At 60.7% G+C, this 17,019-nt stretch carries 16 protein-coding genes and 1 pseudogene; 5 read left to right on the forward strand and 12 right to left on the reverse strand.

The window, feature by feature from the left end; genetic code table 11:
* Positions 1-238: 238 nt before the first annotated feature.
* The 6 genes and pseudogenes from istB to EY713_RS10890 form a co-directional block, all read right to left on the reverse strand.
* Positions 239-967, reverse strand: a complete 729-nt coding sequence (gene istB / locus EY713_RS10865; protein ID WP_131114793.1) for an IS21-like element helper ATPase IstB — start codon at positions 965-967, stop codon at positions 239-241.
* 8 nt (positions 968-975) lie between these two features.
* Positions 976-2,520 (reverse strand): annotated as a pseudogene (gene istA, locus EY713_RS10870) (IS21 family transposase); the annotation flags it as partial.
* Between the two features lie 92 nt (positions 2,521-2,612).
* Positions 2,613-3,131, reverse strand: a complete 519-nt coding sequence (locus tag EY713_RS10875; protein ID WP_131114795.1) for a PAS domain-containing protein — start codon at positions 3,129-3,131, stop codon at positions 2,613-2,615.
* A 345-nt stretch (positions 3,132-3,476) separates the two neighbouring features.
* Positions 3,477-3,671, reverse strand: a complete 195-nt coding sequence (locus EY713_RS10880; protein WP_131114422.1) for a hypothetical protein — start codon at positions 3,669-3,671, stop codon at positions 3,477-3,479.
* Positions 3,672-3,703: 32 nt separating this feature from the next.
* Positions 3,704-4,360 carry a ferritin-like domain-containing protein gene (locus EY713_RS10885; protein WP_131114796.1) on the reverse strand — a complete coding sequence of 219 codons (657 nt, stop codon included), beginning with the start codon at positions 4,358-4,360 and terminating at the stop codon, positions 3,704-3,706.
* Positions 4,361-4,382: 22 nt separating this feature from the next.
* Positions 4,383-5,051, reverse strand: coding sequence for a ferritin-like domain-containing protein (locus tag EY713_RS10890; RefSeq protein ID WP_210215260.1), 669 nt, complete (start codon positions 5,049-5,051; stop codon positions 4,383-4,385).
* Between the two features lie 289 nt (positions 5,052-5,340).
* On the opposite strand from EY713_RS10890, the gene EY713_RS10895 reads away from it, so the two are divergent.
* Together EY713_RS10895 and EY713_RS10900 are read left to right on the forward strand one after the other, a co-directional pair.
* The gene (locus tag EY713_RS10895) at positions 5,341-6,192 is read left to right on the forward strand and encodes a cytochrome b/b6 domain-containing protein (RefSeq protein ID WP_131119571.1); all 852 of its coding nucleotides are present in this window, start codon (positions 5,341-5,343) and stop codon (positions 6,190-6,192) included.
* The gene (locus EY713_RS10900) at positions 6,185-6,967 is read left to right on the forward strand and encodes a molybdopterin-dependent oxidoreductase (protein ID WP_131114798.1); all 783 of its coding nucleotides are present in this window, start codon (positions 6,185-6,187) and stop codon (positions 6,965-6,967) included. The genes EY713_RS10895 and EY713_RS10900 overlap by 8 nt, the downstream gene beginning before the upstream one ends.
* A gap of 171 nt (positions 6,968-7,138) precedes the next feature.
* Here EY713_RS10900 and EY713_RS10905 read toward each other — a convergent pair.
* Positions 7,139-8,199 (reverse strand): IS630 family transposase gene (locus EY713_RS10905; RefSeq protein ID WP_131114799.1). Its coding sequence is split into 2 segments (ribosomal slippage): positions 7,139-7,707 and positions 7,707-8,199, totalling 1,062 coding nucleotides; the frame shifts between segments, so codons are not numbered across the junction.
* Between the two features lie 349 nt (positions 8,200-8,548).
* Between EY713_RS10905 and EY713_RS10910 the strand changes: the two genes are divergently transcribed.
* Positions 8,549-8,914 carry a hypothetical protein gene (locus EY713_RS10910; protein ID WP_131114800.1) on the forward strand — a complete coding sequence of 122 codons (366 nt, stop codon included), beginning with the start codon at positions 8,549-8,551 and terminating at the stop codon, positions 8,912-8,914.
* Here the strand turns inward: EY713_RS10910 and EY713_RS10915 are convergent.
* Positions 8,854-10,617, reverse strand: coding sequence for a putative bifunctional diguanylate cyclase/phosphodiesterase (locus EY713_RS10915; protein WP_245573002.1), 1,764 nt, complete (start codon positions 10,615-10,617; stop codon positions 8,854-8,856). The genes EY713_RS10910 and EY713_RS10915 overlap by 61 nt on opposite strands.
* Positions 10,618-10,759: 142 nt before the next feature.
* Between EY713_RS10915 and EY713_RS10920 the strand changes: the two genes are divergently transcribed.
* Complete coding sequence (locus EY713_RS10920; RefSeq protein WP_131114802.1) at positions 10,760-11,854, forward strand: IS5 family transposase; 1,095 nt, start codon at positions 10,760-10,762, stop codon at positions 11,852-11,854.
* Between the two features lie 174 nt (positions 11,855-12,028).
* Here the strand turns inward: EY713_RS10920 and EY713_RS10925 are convergent, their stop codons facing one another.
* The 3 genes from EY713_RS10925 to EY713_RS10935 all read right to left on the reverse strand — a co-directional run bounded on the left by EY713_RS10925 (position 12,029) and on the right by EY713_RS10935 (position 14,732).
* Positions 12,029-12,784, reverse strand: a complete 756-nt coding sequence (locus EY713_RS10925) for a hypothetical protein (protein ID WP_131114803.1) — start codon at positions 12,782-12,784, stop codon at positions 12,029-12,031.
* A 198-nt stretch (positions 12,785-12,982) separates the two neighbouring features.
* On the reverse strand, positions 12,983-13,549 hold the full coding sequence (locus EY713_RS10930; RefSeq protein ID WP_131114804.1) for a recombinase family protein: 567 nt from the start codon (positions 13,547-13,549) through the stop codon (positions 12,983-12,985).
* 454 nt (positions 13,550-14,003) lie between these two features.
* The gene (locus EY713_RS10935) at positions 14,004-14,732 is read right to left on the reverse strand and encodes a TetR/AcrR family transcriptional regulator (protein WP_210215261.1); all 729 of its coding nucleotides are present in this window, start codon (positions 14,730-14,732) and stop codon (positions 14,004-14,006) included.
* A 47-nt stretch (positions 14,733-14,779) separates the two neighbouring features.
* Between EY713_RS10935 and EY713_RS10940 the strand changes: the two genes are divergently transcribed.
* The gene (locus EY713_RS10940) at positions 14,780-15,913 is read left to right on the forward strand and encodes an NAD-dependent epimerase/dehydratase family protein (protein ID WP_131114805.1); all 1,134 of its coding nucleotides are present in this window, start codon (positions 14,780-14,782) and stop codon (positions 15,911-15,913) included.
* Between the two features lie 239 nt (positions 15,914-16,152).
* Here the strand turns inward: EY713_RS10940 and EY713_RS10945 are convergent, their stop codons facing one another.
* Positions 16,153-16,950 (reverse strand): carbohydrate ABC transporter permease, encoded by a 798-nt coding sequence (locus EY713_RS10945; RefSeq protein ID WP_131114806.1) that lies wholly within the window; start codon positions 16,948-16,950, stop codon positions 16,153-16,155.
* Positions 16,951-17,019 lie beyond the last annotated feature (69 nt).

Raw genomic sequence — 17,019 nt, forward strand, 5'->3', positions numbered from 1 at the left:
TTTAGCTGGATCTACGATCCAGCCACTCGGGACGTAGTCGCTGACATGGCTGTCGAATCGCTTCCAAGCGCGACCCCCTTTCGCGCCCAATACCGACCCCTTGGGAAGGGTGATCCGGGCTTATCCACCCGGGTGCATAGGAGGGACCCGCGCCCGGAGCGCAGCGCCCTTGCATGGCGCGGAGCGAAGGGCGTGGGAGGTCCCTGTGCGCCCGGGTGGATAAGCCCGGGAGGTGGCGTCAGCTTCGGTTCTTGAAGCGCCAGCTGGTGTTGCCGGTCTCGATGATGTCGCAGTGGTGGGTCAGGCGATCGAGCATGGCGGTGGTCATCTTGGCGTCACCGAACACCTGAGGCCAGTCGGCGAAGGCCAGGTTGGTCGTGATCAGCAGTGATGTGTTTTCGTAGAGCTTGCTGATGAGGTGGAACAGGAGTTGGCCGCCGGGCTGGCTGAACGGCAGATAGCCGAGTTCGTCGATGACGATGAGATCGTAGCGCAGCAGGTTCTCGGCGAGGCGGCCGCTGCGGCCTGCGGCCTTTTCCTGCTCGAGCAGGTTGACCAGATCGACGAGATTGAAGAAGCGGCCCCGCGCCCTGGTTCGGATCACCGCCGAGGCGACACCGATGCAAAGGTGCGTCTTGCCGGTGCCGGTTCCACCGATGAAGATCGTGTTGCGCTTGGCATCCAGGAAGGCGCCGGTCGCAAGCTCGCGGACCTGACCTTCGTCGACCGGCGTCTCCGCGAACACGAACGTGTCGAGGTCCTTGAGCACCGGGAACTTGGCGCCCCCGAGACGGTAGCTGATCGATCGGGCCTGACGATGGGTCCGCTCGGCCCGGATCAGACTGGCGACCAGCGGATAGATCTCGTCTCGTCGGGCAAGGCCCTTGCCGGCGATCTCGTCGAAGCTGGCGCGCATGCCATAGAGTTTGAGGTCGTTCATCGCCTCCAGGATATCGTGGCGTTCCATCAGGCGACCCTCCTCAGGCTGTCGTAGCGGCCACAATCGGCCGACGGTTCGATCTTCAGGCGAAGCGCATCAGGCGTCGTGATGCTGGGCGGTTCCGCTGGCTGGCGCTGTCGCGCCACCACGGTCAGAATGACGGCAGCGCTCGCAAGGCCGGCCGTCAGCGCCTCGGCGCAGGCGGCCTCGACCGCGTCCAGACCGTGGTCGAGCACGGCGGCCAGAACGGTGACGAACTGGCGGTCACCATCCGCGTGGCTCTTCAGCTTGGCGCGCACCTGGGCCAAGGCCGGTGGCAGATCCCAATCCTTGAAGGGTGCTCCGTTGCGCAAGGCGCCGGGCTTCCTCAGCAGGACGGGCAGGTAGTGCCATGGATCGTAGATGACCTGGTCGCGCCGGAAGCTGCGGGGATGGTCGGCCACGACCTCGTCGTCGAGCAGCACCGTGATGCGCTCGGCATGGGAGCGCACAAGCACCATCCGCCCCGCGGCGCGGGCATCGACGCTGTAGCGGTTGTGATCGGCCATGATCAGGCACGTGGTGGCGGCCCGGACCGCCTTCTCGACGAAGCCGTCGAACGGTCCACGCTGTTCCATCAGGCTCGCGCACTCGTCCTGTAAAACATCCCAGATGGTGCGGTCCTTGAACTCCGGGTGCCGGGTCCGCTTGGCGTAGGCGATGCACTGATCTTCAAGCCACCCGTTCAACTCGATGAGGCTTTTCACCCGCGGCTTGGGGCGGAACAGCAGGTCGCGCAGCGTGCCGACTTGGTTCTCGACCTGCCCCTTCTCCCATCCAGCCGCCGGCGTGCATGCAACCGGCTCGATCAAATGGTGCGAGCACATCTGCAGGAAGCGACGATTGTACTGCCGCGCCTTACCCACGAAGATCGCTTCCACCGCCGTCTTCATGTTGTCGTAGATGCCGCGCCGGCAAACCCCGCCGTAGAACGCGAACGCCTTGTCGTGGGCGAAGCGCGCCAGGGCCCCTGTCCTGCGAAGCAGGTCAGGGTGGCAAGCGGAGGGGTCGAAGACCAGCTCCTGCGTCTCGCGGAAGTAGGCCCGCACGAACGGCATGCGGCTGTGCGACAGCTTCATATGCGCCGCCTTGATCGTCAGCGGCAGGCCTTGCAGCGTGATCGTCTCGTGGCTCCAATCGAACTGATACGCCTCGCCGGGCGCAAAGCTCATCGGCACGAACGCCCGCGCCGGAACGCGGGCCCGTTCCTCGCGCCAGAGCTTGGCAAAGCGGTGCACGCTATCGTGGGCGCCGTCATACCCGCGGCCACGCAGTTCCTCGAACAGGCGCTGGGTCGACCGGCGCTCCCGGCGCGGAAGCTTGGCCTCGCGCTCCAGGATCGCCGTCAGGTCCTCGACCCACTCACCGAGCTTGGGAACTGGCTGGACACCACGCTCGTACTTGAACTCGGTCGCCTGAGTGCGGATCACCTTGCGCACCGTCGCACGCGACACCGACAGCGTTCGGACGATCTCCTTGATGGGCCGGTGCTGGTCGAAATACGCGCGTCGGATTCGGCCGATCATGTCCACGACGATCATCCCCCTGACATCCTTCCGGGCCGACAGGGCCACGGAAGGGACGCTGACACACAGCGTTCGAGGGGGTCACGATCGGGCGCGAAAACCGCCCCTCAGGGGGTCATTATTGCGGGCGATTTCACATCCTGCGTTCGGTGTTTCAGATCGTCGAGCTTGAGCCTGAGCCGCTCCAGTTCGCTCTTGTGCGAAGTCACGTTCACGAAAGAGGCGAAGTGCTGCACGACGGCACCGGCATCGTCCCGGACCTGACTGATGAAGACGGAAACCCAGATCGTACTGCCGTCCTTGCGGTGAAAGCGAAGCGGCGTATCGAGGTCGCGACCGCCCTCGAAGGCGGTCTGGATCTGCGTCATCGCTTCGGGGTCGTTGCCGCTTTGGATCAGGAAACCGAACTTTTGGCCAAGCACCTCATGTTCGTCGTAACCCGTGAGGTCGAGGAAGGCCTGATTGACGAACACGATCGGCTTGTCCGGCGCCCTTGCGTTGCAGAATACCATCGGCATCCTTGTCGTCTCGGCGGCTACGACGAAGGGACCGAGGTCCTCGCGGAAGCCTTCGACAACGGACTCCGCGTCCTTCTGCTGGCCTGACTTATCGGCTTGTTCCGCCATGAAGCTTCTCCCAACGCCCGAAAAGCACGAACCCCATCGAGCGGCTAAATCTCGTGAGATGACCGCAACCCGGCGCGGACCACCTCACTCGTCACCGATGCGCGTTGGTATCGATGGCGGCCCTTGGGATTTACCGGGTCCCTGTGGCAGACATTATCATAAGGGCCGGATCACTTGGCGAGGCGCAAATTTAAGCATAGTCGAGATGCATATATGAAATCACGGGCGCTCTAGCATCGCAACGCTCTTTGCGTATCAACAGAATTCGATAATCAAAGTCATTGTGATATCTTCACCCGAGCAAAAGTCGAGACGCCCTCCTTGAGGAAGCGTCTCGTTTTAAAATCACATGCGATGCATCATCTTCTTGTGCATCATCATTTTCTTATTCATCATCTTGCCGTGCATCATCTTGCCGTGCATCATGGACTTATGCATCATCGGCTTCTTCATCATCTGCGCGGAGGCCGGCGCTATGGCGGCGCCGAGTGAGCAGGCGATGGCCGCGCACGCGAGGATCAGGCTCTTGGTCTTTGTCATGGGTGTTCTCCTGTTATGCCTTCAATGCGGGATCATCCCGCGATGAACGGACCTGCGATCGCCAGTACCTGCGCCTTGCTGAGCGGCTTGTCGAAGGCGCCGGTCCAGGGCTTCTGCTTGCGCAGCAGCCGCACCGAAGCCGCATGTCGCGCCTCGACCGAATGGATCTGCAACGCCGTCGTGAGCAGCTTGCCGCCGCCGACGAGGTTGGGTGCCTGCCCCTTGTAGGCGGCGACGCCGGTGTCTTCCAACGCCTGCGACACCGCCGCGAACGTCTTGAAGTTCTGGAACACGTCGCGGTATTTCCCGCGCGCCGTGAAGTCGAACTCCGGCTTGGCGATCGCCGCGCCCCCGAGCACGGATTGGAGCAGCGCGACGTGCGCGGTTTCGTGCTGGCTGATGACCTGGAACGTAGCTCCGGCATAGTCGGGGATGAGCCCGCCCTGGGCCAGCGCCGTCCGGTAGAACTCGTCTTCCAGGTATTCCAGTGTCAGCGCGAAGTTCAGGATGTCCGCGACCTGTTGCGGCACCTGCGCGAAGGCCTCCGACGAGACGGCGGCCAGCATCATCGGGGCGGTCGCAAGGGCGCCGAGCTTGAGGGCTGCGCCTGCGAAGAGATCGCGCCGTTTGATCAGGCGGTTGGAGAGGTCGGGATCGATCCCGTCGAGAATGGCGATGTCGGTGGACATACGGTGAGTCCTTTCGGAGGGATCAGGGAAGTTGCGAGGCGGCGACGGGCGTCGCGATGAAGGGTGCGACCATCGGCAGGACCTGGGACGGCAGCAGCGCCCGGTCGAGGCCGTTCTGGTCGATCGGGCCGAAGTCGCCGACGATGGCGTGGATGGTTGCGGCGTGCCGCGCTTCGACCGACACAATCGAACCAGCGATCGCCAGGTACTTCGGGCTTTGGATCGCAGCGCCGCCGCCGTTGTAGGCGGCCACGCCGAGGTCCTCGAAGGTCGAAGCGGTACCGAGAACCGATTCTCGGCGGGAAAAGTCGATGGCGGCGAAGTTGGGTGTCAGGTCGGGGATGCGATTGCCGCCGAGGGCCCGGGCGAAAAACGTCCTGTGTGCGATCTCATGCGCCTTGATGTCCTGGAGGAGCGAACGTTCTCCCCGAGTCATACCTTCATAGGGAGAGGCGAGGACTTGGGTGTAGAAGGCCGCTTCGAGCTGCTCCAGGGCGTAGGCGTAGTTCAAGACGCCGAGGTCCCCGGCGCCAAGGTCGACCCCGGCCTGGGCGAACGCTTGGTTCAGTTTCAGGCCGGGCACATCGACGCCGAAGGCGACCGCTGCAACTGCTGTGACACCGGCCCATTTCAGGATGGAACGTCGGGAATTGCTCCCGTAATCGGGTTCGTTAAGGATTGCGCTGGTCATATCGTCTCCCATGCCCATTATTCAGGCCCAGATCGGACTCCGAATGGCTATGTACAGTAGTTACGTGAGACGCGGCGGCACGATGCGCTGTGCGGTCCGTGCAAATATGCATTTCCACTATGCGAATATTTATCGCCGACTTACCACGACGTTGTGCGAGGCCTCGAAGTCCGAGTGAAATTTGCATCGAGCGTCGACCATACGGTCTTTGAGTGAGTTTCTCGGCTCCTCGGTAGTAGCGATCGGAACTTCAGTGTCACTGGCCGAAGCGGAGCGGAACGATCCCGTCGTGTCGAACGACGACGCCGTTCCCAAGGGCAAGAAACAGCACCTCGTCACGCTGGTGAAGCGCCATAGCGTCGTGGTTCGCGTGACTCACTGGATCACGGTGCTGTGCCTGACCATGCTGCTGATGAGCGGCCTCCAGATTTTCAACGCTCGGCCGCAACTCGACTTCGGCAACAAGACCGATTTCGATCATCCGCCCGTCGCCATCGATTCCGACAAGGTCGACGGCAAGGCGCGGGGATACGTTCGGATCGGCGTGCATCGCTTCGACACGACAGGCGTCCTCGGGATGTCAGACTTCGAGGGCAAACCGACCGAGCGTGCCTTTCCGTCTTGGGCGACGCTGCCTGGCGAGCAGGACCTCGGCACCGGACGAGCCATTCACTTCACATTCGCTTGGCTGTTCGTCGCCAACGGCCTCGTCTACCTCGTCTGGGGTTTCGCGACCCGCCACTTCCGTCGCGACTTCGTACCGAGCCGCTTTCAATGGCGGCATATCGGCGGCGAGATTCTCGATCACGCCAGGCTTCGCTTTCCCAAGGGGGAAAAAGCGCGGCAGTACAACGCCATCCAGAAGATCACGTACTTCCTGGTCGCCCTCGTCCTTCTGCCGCTCCTGGTCGTGGCGGGCTGGACCATGTCGCCGGGCCTCGACGCCGCGTTTCCCTTTCTCCTTCATATCTTCGGGGGCCGGCAGACCGCACGTTCGGTTCACTTCTTCGCTGCGTTCGGGGTCGTGCTGTTCGTGCTCGTCCACGTGGCCCTGGTGCTCTTGTCCGGGCTCTTCAACAACATGCGTTCGATGATCAGCGGCTGGTACGACATCGGGCAGGAGCGCGGGACCCATGGTTGATCGTCCGACGACACGACGCACCATCCTGACGAGGGGAGCGGCCGCGATCGCCGCCCTGGGCCTCGCCGGCTGCGAGAAGATCACCGACAACCCCTTCGCGAGGCAGGTCCTCGATGGTGTCGGTGGGTTGAACCGAACGGCCCAGGAAGCGATCCTCGGTTCTGAACAACTGGCCCCGGAATACGAGTTTAGCGACGTCTCGACAATGTTTTATGCCAACGGCTCCACCGATCCCGACGACGAGCACTACAAGGCGATGGCCGCCAAGAGCTTCGTTGCCTACAAGCTGGTCGTCGACGGCTTGGTCGAGCGTCCGCTGGAGCTGACGTTGGCGGAGCTTCGCGCCATGCCCGCCCGGACGCAGATCACCCGGCACGACTGCGTTGAGGGATGGAGCTGCATCGGCCAGTGGACCGGCACGCCATTGCAGGGCGTGCTGGACCGGGCCGGCGTGAAGGCGACGGCGCGTTACGTCGTCTTCTACTGCTTCGACACGATGGACGACGGGGATCCGTCCGGTCCCACTCCGTTCTACGGGAGCGTCGACCTTCTCGCCGCACGGCACCCGCAGACCATCCTCGCCTATGACATGGGCGGCAAGCCGCTGGAGGTGAAGTACGGGGCCCCGCTGCGCCTCCGCGTCGAGAGGCAGCTTGGCTACAAGATGACGAAGTACATCAAGCGCATCCAGCTCATGGAGGATTTCAAGGACATCGGCCAGGGCAAGGGCGGCTACTGGGAGGACAGCGGCTACCAGTGGTACGCGGGAATATGAGAAATCAGATCTGCATATCCACTATTTAAAAACGCCTAAAAGTTTTCCGCTTTTTGCAGTCGTCCAGATGTATTTATAGAGTGTTCGATGAGTTTTTCCGGACCTCATATGTCAATGTAATTTGGAGGATAAAATGCCCATCGAGCAAGCAATAATACCAAGCGGCACTAATCAGAACCCGTGTGCCCACTCTCGGCGTCCCAGGCTCATAATTCTCCACGGCTGGTCGGTGAGCTTGTTCCAGGCGTCGCAGCAATGGCCGACGATGTCGTCGTAGGAGACCAACACTCGGTTTGACAGCCAGTTGTCGCGCATGAACTGCCAGACGTTTTCGACCGGGTTCAGCTCAGGGGAGCGAGGCGGGAGTGGCAGGAGGGTGATATTGGCGGGCACGGCGAGCTTGGCCGATCCGTGCCATCCAGCTTGGTCGAGCATGAGAACGGCGTGCGCGCCAAGATCGACGGCCGCGCTGATCTCCTTGAGGTGCTCGGTCATGGCCTCGGTATCGCACCACGGCATGACGAGACCGGCTCCTTTGCCCTTGGCCGGACAGATTGCCCCGAAGATATAGGCCCATTTGGTTCGCTGATCGTGCGGCGCACGCGGACGCGTCCCTCGCTTGGCCCAGCGCCGGCTGATGGTATTCTTCTGACCTACCCTGGCCTCGTCCTGCCACCACAACTCTATAGGGGTGTGAGCCGGGAGGGTGGCTTTGATCGCCGCCAATTGGGTCGGGAGGGTTTTTTAAAAGCCGCCATGGCGGGCTCGCTCTGCGCATAGTGCTGAGGGCGGGCCGTCAGCTTGCGGAAGCCGAGCTTGCGCACCTCGCGGCTGACCGTCGTCTCGTCCAGGCTGATGCGGAACTCCTCAAACACCCACCGGGCAAGGTCGCGCAATCGCCAGCGCACCACGCCATGGATCGCCGGGATCGGTCCGCTCTCGATGATGCGCGCCAGGGCCGGGCGCTGCGCGTCGTCCAGCTTGGAGGGGTTGCCGGGGGCCTTGCCAGCAATCAGCCCATCGGGGCCATCCGTGTTGAAGGCAAGTACCCAATCCCGGACCGTCTGCAATCCCACCCCACCGATTCGGGCCGCGTCCGTGCGCGTGCCGCCGTCGTAGATCTCCGCCAAGGCCAGCAGACGCCGGCCTTGCGCGGCGTCCTTGGTCGCCTTCGCAGCTCTTCTCAATGCATCAGCGTCATAATCGGCGCGCAGGGCGATGGGCGTGCTCATGGCGGACACTCCTGGTCCGCCCCATTGATTCAGCCTTCAGCCGATTCGCATAGGCCGTGAGTCTCGCTCATCGAGAGTTGGTATTAGCCCTGAGGCTACCTTGTCACAAATAGGCGGTGTCAACCCAGAAGTGACGATCAGGCATCGTAGTGAGGTGACGTCACATTGGGATATACCCTGAAGTGCCTGCCGTGTTTAGCGACCTCTTCGCCGAACTGTGCCCGAAGGAAGGGACCGAAAGGCGAGAATTTGCCAGACGATTGCGTTGATGCAAGTGTATATCGAGAGGCTACCACAATGGCCCGCGCCAGTGGCTGCCCGCGCACATCGGTAGCTCTCGGGAGAGTCAATGACCGAACGCTCAGACCTCATTGAGACCGCAAGCGGGGCCGTTCATGTCAGTTGGTCAACGTCCGACGGTGTTGTGATTCATATTACCCAGTCAGGTATCGCGCCCGTGATTGAAGCCGAGATGCATTTGACAGTGGAGCAAGCCTACGATTTCACGTCTATTCTATTGGCGGCGTGCAGAACAGCGGGTTCGGAGTTGAAAAAACTGGAGCCGGACTCCTCGGACGAGTTACTAGCCTTGGCGGAGCGGCTCCGTTCCGATCAGCAAAATCTCACACCTGTCGATCTGCGTGTCGCGGCTGGCTATTTAGAGCTACTTCTCAAATTCGGCCCCGGAATGGCGCTTAACGCTCGCGAGGAATAAGGCCACTTCTTTATAAGGTTTGGGATGGCGGAAGCAGACTGTGGCTTTCCAAACAGATACCCTTGACCGTTGTCGCATCCTAGGGCAGCGACGATACCCTCGATTTCCGCATCTTCAATTCCTTCGGCTACTACGTTGAGGCCGAGTTCGTGGGCAAGGTGTGTGACGGAGCGCACGACGGACCTGGCTTGGCGGCTTGTACTCAACTGTCTTACAAATGACATGTCGATCTTGATTTCGTCCAAAGGAAACCGCGAAAGGTGTGAAAGCGACGCATACCCGGTGCCAAAATCGTCCAGCGAAGTTTTGAACCCGGCGTCTTGCAAACGTGCAAGCGTTAATGTCAGGCGATGTTCGCTGTCGCCTATCACTACATCTTCCGTTATTTCTAGTTTGACTTGCTCCGGTTTGACCGAGTGCGCCAAAGTCTGACGGCAGAGGAAATCCACGAAGTTGGCATTTCGAAGCTGGCCAGAAGTTAGATTAACGCTCACGCAGATGGCGGGCCACACAGAAAGGTGCTGGATTACCTGAAGGAGCACCACCTGAGAAAGTTCGCGCCCAAAGTTCTCGTCTTTAAGTGCGGGGAGGAAGTCGGCCGGGGTGAGTAGTCCCCTCTCTGGATGCTGCCACCGTATCAAGGCTTCAAGTCCCAACAGGGACTTGTCTTTTAGCCGCACGATAGGCTGGAAGTACGCTACGAACTCGTTGCGGAGAATGCCGGATCGAACCTCTTTAAAAAGCGTCTGGCGCTGCTCTGCCGCCTTAAGCAACGTGTCCGTGTAGAATACGTAGCGGTTTCGCCCGCCGTTCTTAGCCTTATACAACGCGAGATCAGCAGCCTTGAGCAATAATAGCGGCGTGGCAGCGTCCGTTGGGTAGAATGCTATTCCAACTGAGGCGCTAAACTGAACGAGTTCTCCTTGAATTGAGTAAGGCTTTCCTAGTAGGTTAAGAATTTCTTCCGCAATCGGAACCACGGCCCAAGGCCGTTTGACTTCCAGGAGCAATGCAAATTCGTCGCCTCCCATACGCCCAGCGATAAAGGAGGGAAATCGGGGGATCAACGTCGATACTCTATGTGCGACTTGCTTAATCACAAGGTCGCCAACATCGTGGCCTAACGTGTCGTTTATACTCTTGAAGTTGTCTAGATCCAGTAAAAACAACGCTAATACGCTGCCAGTCTTTAAGTCAGCAGACCTTTTGTCTATAGTATCTATGACAGAACGGCGGGACTGTAGACCAGTAAGATCATCGGTATTGGCAAGCCGTTTCAGCCTTAGCTCCAGCAGCTTTCTGTCCGTGATGTTCTGGTGCGAGATCACGGCTCCCAGAAGTTCTTCACCCGCCATAGTGTTGAGGGCTGATTTCAATGGCGTCACCCGCGCTAGGAACCAGCGTTTTTCGTTAGGTGAGTGACAGGGATACTCAGCCTCAAATCGTTCTCGCTTTCCGTTTATGACGTCTCTTATCGCTTCTGCAAATCGATGCGCATCGTCCGACGGATCATCGCTCGTCTTCATGCAATTTTCTAAGTAGTTCGCGCCAATGTAAGATTCGCCGCCTCCGTTAGTGGTGGAGAACTGCTGCCAAGCCCCATTTTCAGCGCGGATGGTCCCCTCGCGGTCAATGACGCAAATGCTCGACGTGAGAGCGTCGAGTACGGAACGCGCCAGACTGTTTTCAGAGAGCCAATCCATCACCTACTGCAACCTCACGTATTTCAGGGAGCATGAAGCGCGTTTAGGATTAACATCGAGTGAAAGGTTGGACACCTCCAAATACCTCGCGGTTTCGACCCGGCCGTGATTCCATGGGGTTCGGCGGGTAGGAGGCAGGGCGATGCGCGGCCAGGCAGGGTTCTTCGACATTGACGAGCGGCTGAAGGCGATTTCGGCCAAGGGCGACGATCTTGAGCGGCTCACGGCGATCGTCGATTTCGAAGCTTTCCGGTCCGATTTCGCCCAGGCCGTGCCGCGCTCGGACGGCCGCAAGGGTGGGCGGCCGCCGTTCGATCATGTGTTCATGTGGAAGGTGCTTATTCTTCAGGCGAGCCACTCGCTGTCGGACGAGCGGACCGAGTTCCTGATCAAGGACCGGCTGTCGTTCATGCGGTTTCTGGGCCTCGGCCTGTCCGATCCAGTGCCGGATGCCAACACGATCTGGACCTTCCGCGAAGCCCTCACCCGAGCGATAATTGGAGACACACCCGCCATCACGGTGCTGTTCCGCGCCTACGAGGCGGCGCTGACCAAGGCGGGTTTCCTCGCCATGGGCGGGCAGATCATCGACGCCACGATCGTGTCTGCGCCCAAGCAGCGCAACACCGATGGCGAGAAGGTCGACATCCGGGCCGGCCGGGTTCCGGCGGGCTGGGCGGACAAGCCGGCCAAGCTCGCGCAGAAGGACCGGGACGCGCGCTGGACGGTCAAGTTCTCCAAGGCGAAGCCATCGGACGATGGCTCGCCACGCAGCGACCTGGCGGTGCCTGCCTTTGGCTACAAGAACCACATCGGCATCGACCGGCGTCATGGTCTGATCCGGACCTGGACGGCCACCCACGCGGCGCGTCACGACGGGGCGCAGTTGCCCAACCTGATTTCAAAGGCGAACACCGCGAGCACCGTGTGGGCGGACACGGCCTACCGCTCGAAAGTGAACGAGCAGCATCTCACTGCGAGCGGCTTGCGCTCGGAGATCCATCGTAAGAAGCCCGCAGGGCGTCCGATGGCAAAGAACATCGCGCGAGCCAACAACGCCCGATCGAAGGTCCGTTCCGCGGTCGAGCATGTCTTCGCCCGGCAGAAGGGGCCGATGGCGCTGGTCGTGCGTACCATCGGGCTCGCACGCGCCACCGTGAAAATCGGACTGGCCAACATCGCCTACAACATGCGCCGTTCTGTCTGGTTGACAGCAAAGCACCAGGCGAAAGCCTGAAAACCCAATCTGAGAGACACCTACCGACGGATCTCGCCCCCCGATCACTCCATCTCAGCGCGCATCAACGCCTCGACCCCAGCTTACGCCAGAGATCGTGGTTTTTGGAGGGGTCCAACTGATTGCTTAAGCTTTTGGAATCCTGCGCTGTTCAAGCCGAACCGGGCGCGGCTGCTACTGCACGGGTAGGTTCGACTTCCTCACCGCGACCTTGAACGACAGGGCGCGGTCGAAGAGCGGTGTCTTCCGGTAGCGTCGATCCAGACGCCACCTGGGCGGCAAATGGGCATCCATGTCCTTGAGTTCCATCAACCCGAACCAGGTGAGCGGTCGAAGCACTCGGGTCACCATGGCGAATCCCGGGAAGTCGGGTGCTGCGGCACTCAGCTCACCATCGGGCATGGTGCAGGTCGCCATCAGCTCCTCGGGCGTGCCCCAGTCATGGGCAGTTACCGACAGGCACCAGAGGACGACGCCGATGTGGGTTTGAGGCCAGTGTTCGGCCGGCATCCGGTCCAGGTAAGCCAGGTTGCTCCGCCAGAAAACCGTCTCGAATGCGGCCCGGAAGAGGTCTGAAGCCTTTTCAGGCTGGAGCAGCTCTTTCGCGCGTTTGGTGGGCAGGAGGCGGCCCCTGTAAGCCCGCAGGAGCCCCGCCTCCTTCGCCATCATCCGCGTGAACAGGATCGGGAGCACGTCGTGTTCGTTCAGGACCTTGTTTATCGCCAGCACGGTTTCCCTGTCAAAGTTCGGCCACTCGGTTGCGTCAAACAGAGCTTTGACGTCGGCGCGGGACAAGGCACCGCCTTTGGTGAGCATCAAGCCCCCGTTCGCCTGAGCCCGTTCCAGCATGAGCCGGGTAGCCCGGATAAGGGGCACCACGGCGAGGTGCTCAGGCTCCGCGAGTTTGGCCACGTGGATATCTTCCGGCACCCAAGGCCCTCGTGTCAGTAGGGCGACGATGCTGGGCCGGTTTAAGGCCGTCCAGGCTGGGATCAAGCGAGTGGGTCCATCGAAAGCTGATAGTAGCTTGCAGCGATCCGGCGCTCAAGCTCGCCTGCTGGCAAACGGCTTCGCAAAGAAGTCGAGCGCCGAGAAGTTTCGGGTTTATGGTCGGCCGTCGACATCGACTCACGACATGGCTCCTTCGCGGACAAGGCGCGAGATCGTTGCCTGGTGCACATTGAACCGACGGGCCAGGTCAGCCTGAGTGGCGGTGCCGAGACTGACCGCTTCCAGGGCCTCTTCCCTTTGATGACGAGTAAGTTTTGCTGGCCGACCCATGTGAGTGCCGCGGGCCTTGGCCCGTTGCCGCCCTTCACTCGTGCGCGAGCGAATCAACTCGCGCTCAAACTCGGCCAGACCTCCCAGGATGGTCAGCATCAAGCGACCGTGCGGCGTAGTGGTGTCGGCCCAATGATCATGGATCGAGCGAAATCCAGCGCCGGCCTTTGCTACAGCATCGAGCACATTCAGGAGATCACGGGTGGACCGCGCGAGTCGGTCGAGGCGGGTCACGAGCAGGGTATCGCCAGGCCCGAGCGTCTTCAGAGCTCTGGCGAGTTCCCTGCGATCGGTCCGAGCTCCGCTTGCGGTCTCCGCGAAGAGGCGTTCGGCGCCGGCCGAAGCCAACGTCTCCTTCTGAGCTTCGAGGGTCTGTCCGTCAGTGCTGACACGCGCATAGCCGATGATTGTCATGCCACGATCGTACGATCGAGCGCGACTTGTGCAACTAACATCTGCATACGCTAAGCTGCTGTTTTCGTTGTGCTTGGCCGGCGTTGCGAAAGTGTTGATTTTTGCACCAAGTCGACGGGCCGCAGCTGCCTCGCCAACGGACTTTTAAAGTCGGTGCGCGACGGTCCGAAAAGAAGGCTGGGATCCACCTTTCAGCCTGGGACTGCCCGTTATCAGAAGATATCAAACTTAGGCATGTGTCGCCGATAGTCGGATGGCGGCTGTCGCCAAGTTTCGACCACTTTGTGCTTTTCGCCATTTGACAAAGGACATTCGCATCATTTGTAGAGTCCGCCTCCAGCGGATGATGTCCCGCAGTCCGCGACCGGTGTCCGGTTCGCCCGCATTAAAAAGCGTACGCCGTCGAAACAGTCGATGATCTCCTTCTTATAAAAGACGTTGGGACCGACCCCTGTCAGGCGAGCTCACGGCCGGTTGCGGTCGCTGTCGTAGCTACGCCGTACATCACGCCGGCTTTGAATGCGCCATCCAGGGTCGCGATCGTTGCGCGCACCATATCTTCAACGGGTGCGCCGGCGTTGACGAGCTGGGCGACAAAGGCCGGGTGGATGTATGTCGTCACCGAATCCCGCACCACGCCCGCTGCAGTAGCCACATCGTCGATCTTCCACTCGCCGCGCTGGACCGCTTGGGCGATGAGCTTGCCGATGAGCAGAGTTATGCGTTCTGCATAACCGGCGATGATGTCGGGGCGTTCGACGGCGATCCGACGATAGAGGTCGTGGATCTCGCGGTCACCGACGAAGCGGTTGCGCTTGCGCTGGTGCAAGTCCATCACCATCGACTCCAACCGTTTGGAAGCACTTCCGCCCGCATCCAAATAAGCGGCCGCCAGTTCCTCCTCCTCGCGCATCACCGCAAGCACGAGCGCATCGAATACGTCCGCCTTGGAGCGAAAGTGTCGATAAATCGTAGTGTGCGACGTGCCAAGGGCGCGCGCGATATCCACGACGTTTGTCTTGGCTTCTCCAAAGCGACGCACTTGTAAGCGCGCAGCATCGATGATCGCTGCCGCCGAAACGGCATCATCACGGTCTGAGGTTCGTGTCTGCATCAATATGGCATAGTAGCTTTTTCGACCTTGAGCAATAATAAACACTTTACGTATTATGTTCGTTGACACATTACGGATGAGGTCCTACGCTTGGTTCTCAAACCAGCGAGGCCGTCATGGACACTTCCCAGCAATCTGCCCCCCACCGCATCGCGTTCGTGACCGGAGGATCGGGATTCGTCGGAAGTCACCTGATCGCCGCACTGCGGGACCAGGGCTGGGACGTGCACGCCCTCGCGCGCAGCAGAGATGCGGCCATCGCGGTTCGAAAGCTTGGAGCCACGCCAGTGACCGGCGACCTCGATGACAGTGCAGCGCTTCGAGGTGCGATGACGGGTGCCGAGGTCGTGTTTCACATCGCGGCACACTTCAAGCTTTGGGGGCCTCGCGCGCTCTTCGACAAGGTGAATGTGGACGGGATGCGCACGCTGGTCGACGCCGCTGCGGCGTCACCGTCGGTGCGACGGGTTGTGGCCGTCAGTGCAGCGGCGGTCGTCATGGGCGATCCCGAGCCGATGGTCGGCGTCATTGAAAGCGCACCGCGACAGGACCGATCCTTTGCGCCCTACGGATCGTCTAAGGCGGAGGGTGAAAAAGTCCTGCTCGCGGCGAACCACAAACGTGCGGGCTTCGAAACGATCGCAATCCGACCGCCGATGATCTGGGGCAAAGACATGCCGACGCTCGATCACATGGTGGAGACCGTCCGTGCGGGCCGGTGGCAGTGGCCGGGCGGTGGCGATCAGGCGATGTCCGCGATCCACGTCGACAATCTGGTCGATGCACTTATTCTGGCGGCTGACCATGGCAAGGGTGGTGAAGCCTACTTCGTCGCTGACGCCGAGGACGGCACGTTGAAAAGCGTAATTGGCGGACTGCTCGCCACGCGCTGTGTCAACGGTGGCGACAAGTCGATTGGGTTCGGAACCGCATGGACGATGGCAGGGATTATGGGCGCGATCTGGCGGACCTTCCGCCTCAGGGGCGAGCCGCCCATCACGCGACAGATGCTGCGGCTTATCGGACAGCCCTTCACTATAAGCACCGACAAGGCAAAATGTGATCTGGGCTACGCGCCGCGGGTCAGCTGGAAACAGGGGATCGAACAGATGTCCGGACGTCCAGCTACACCGTTGACCGGTGTGCGCACTGAGGCGGTAAGGCCCGCGGTCGTAGAGTCGAACAAGGGTCGACAACAGCCGTCTAGCTCCGAAAATACCGATTATCGGAAGCTATTTGTCCGAAGCTAATGACGCAGACGAATGGGAAGCAGACGCTATCGAGAGTGTGGAGCGACGGCCGCTGGCTTATCCATCAGCGGACATCCGCACGAGAATGCTGCACCCGCTAAAGGGTTAATCCCGTCTGCGCGTTCATCAGACGCACAAATCTTGAGTTTCGCACCAAATGATCGCTCCCAACCTTATCAGTTTAGAAGCATCTGCTCGCGGGCGTGGAGCAATTCGGGCCGCTCGGCCCGTCTACCGGTCTACCGCACAGCGCCGAAGGTGAGGCCGCGCACAAACGTGCGTTGCGTCAACCAACCGACGAGCAGGATAGGCCCGACTGCTAGCAGGGAGGCGGCAGACAGCTTCCCCCAGAGCAGGTCGCCGGACAGCGTCGCGATGTAGGCGCTGAGGGGAACGCCCGCAGATGAGGTCAGCTGGATGCTCCAGAATGCCTCGTTCCAGCAAAGGACAGCGGACAGGAGCGCGGTCGAGCAGACGCCCGAAAGGCAGAGGGGCAACAGCACGTAGACAAGCTGCTGTCTCGCCGTCGCACCGTCCAACCGTGCGCTTTCAAGAATGTCGCGCGGGATCTCGCGCATGTAGGAATACAGCATCCAGACCATGATCGGTAGGTTGATCATCGCAAAGACAAGGACCACCCCGAGCTCCGTGTCGATCAGCTTAACGGCCTTGAAGATCAGGTACATGGGCAGCATGACGCCAATGCCAGGCATGAAGCGCGTCATCAACATGCCGAGTAGGATCGCGTTCCGACCCCTCCCCATGTGAAACGCGAGGGCGTACGCGGCCGGAAAAGCCAACAGGAAGCAGAGCACGGTGGCCCCACTCGACTCGACGGCGCTGTTGAGGATCGGACGCAGGACATTGGCGGCAGCGAAGTTTTCGAGCGTCGGCGTGAACAAGATCTTAGGTGGAACTTGGATTGCGTCGAGGTCGGTTTTAAATGCAGTCAGCGCCATCCAGATGATCGGCAGTGACATGGAAAGCGCCACGATCCAGGCCAGTACCGTCATCGCCAGCTTTTTAAGAGTCCTCATAGTCGATACCTGGCCTGCCGGGAAAAGGCAGCGTCCCACGCCGTCGCACTTGCAGCTACGGAAATTGTT

This window comes from Lichenihabitans psoromatis (genome assembly GCF_004323635.1).
In the GTDB taxonomy this organism is placed as follows: Bacteria; Pseudomonadota; Alphaproteobacteria; order Rhizobiales; family Beijerinckiaceae; genus Lichenihabitans; species Lichenihabitans psoromatis.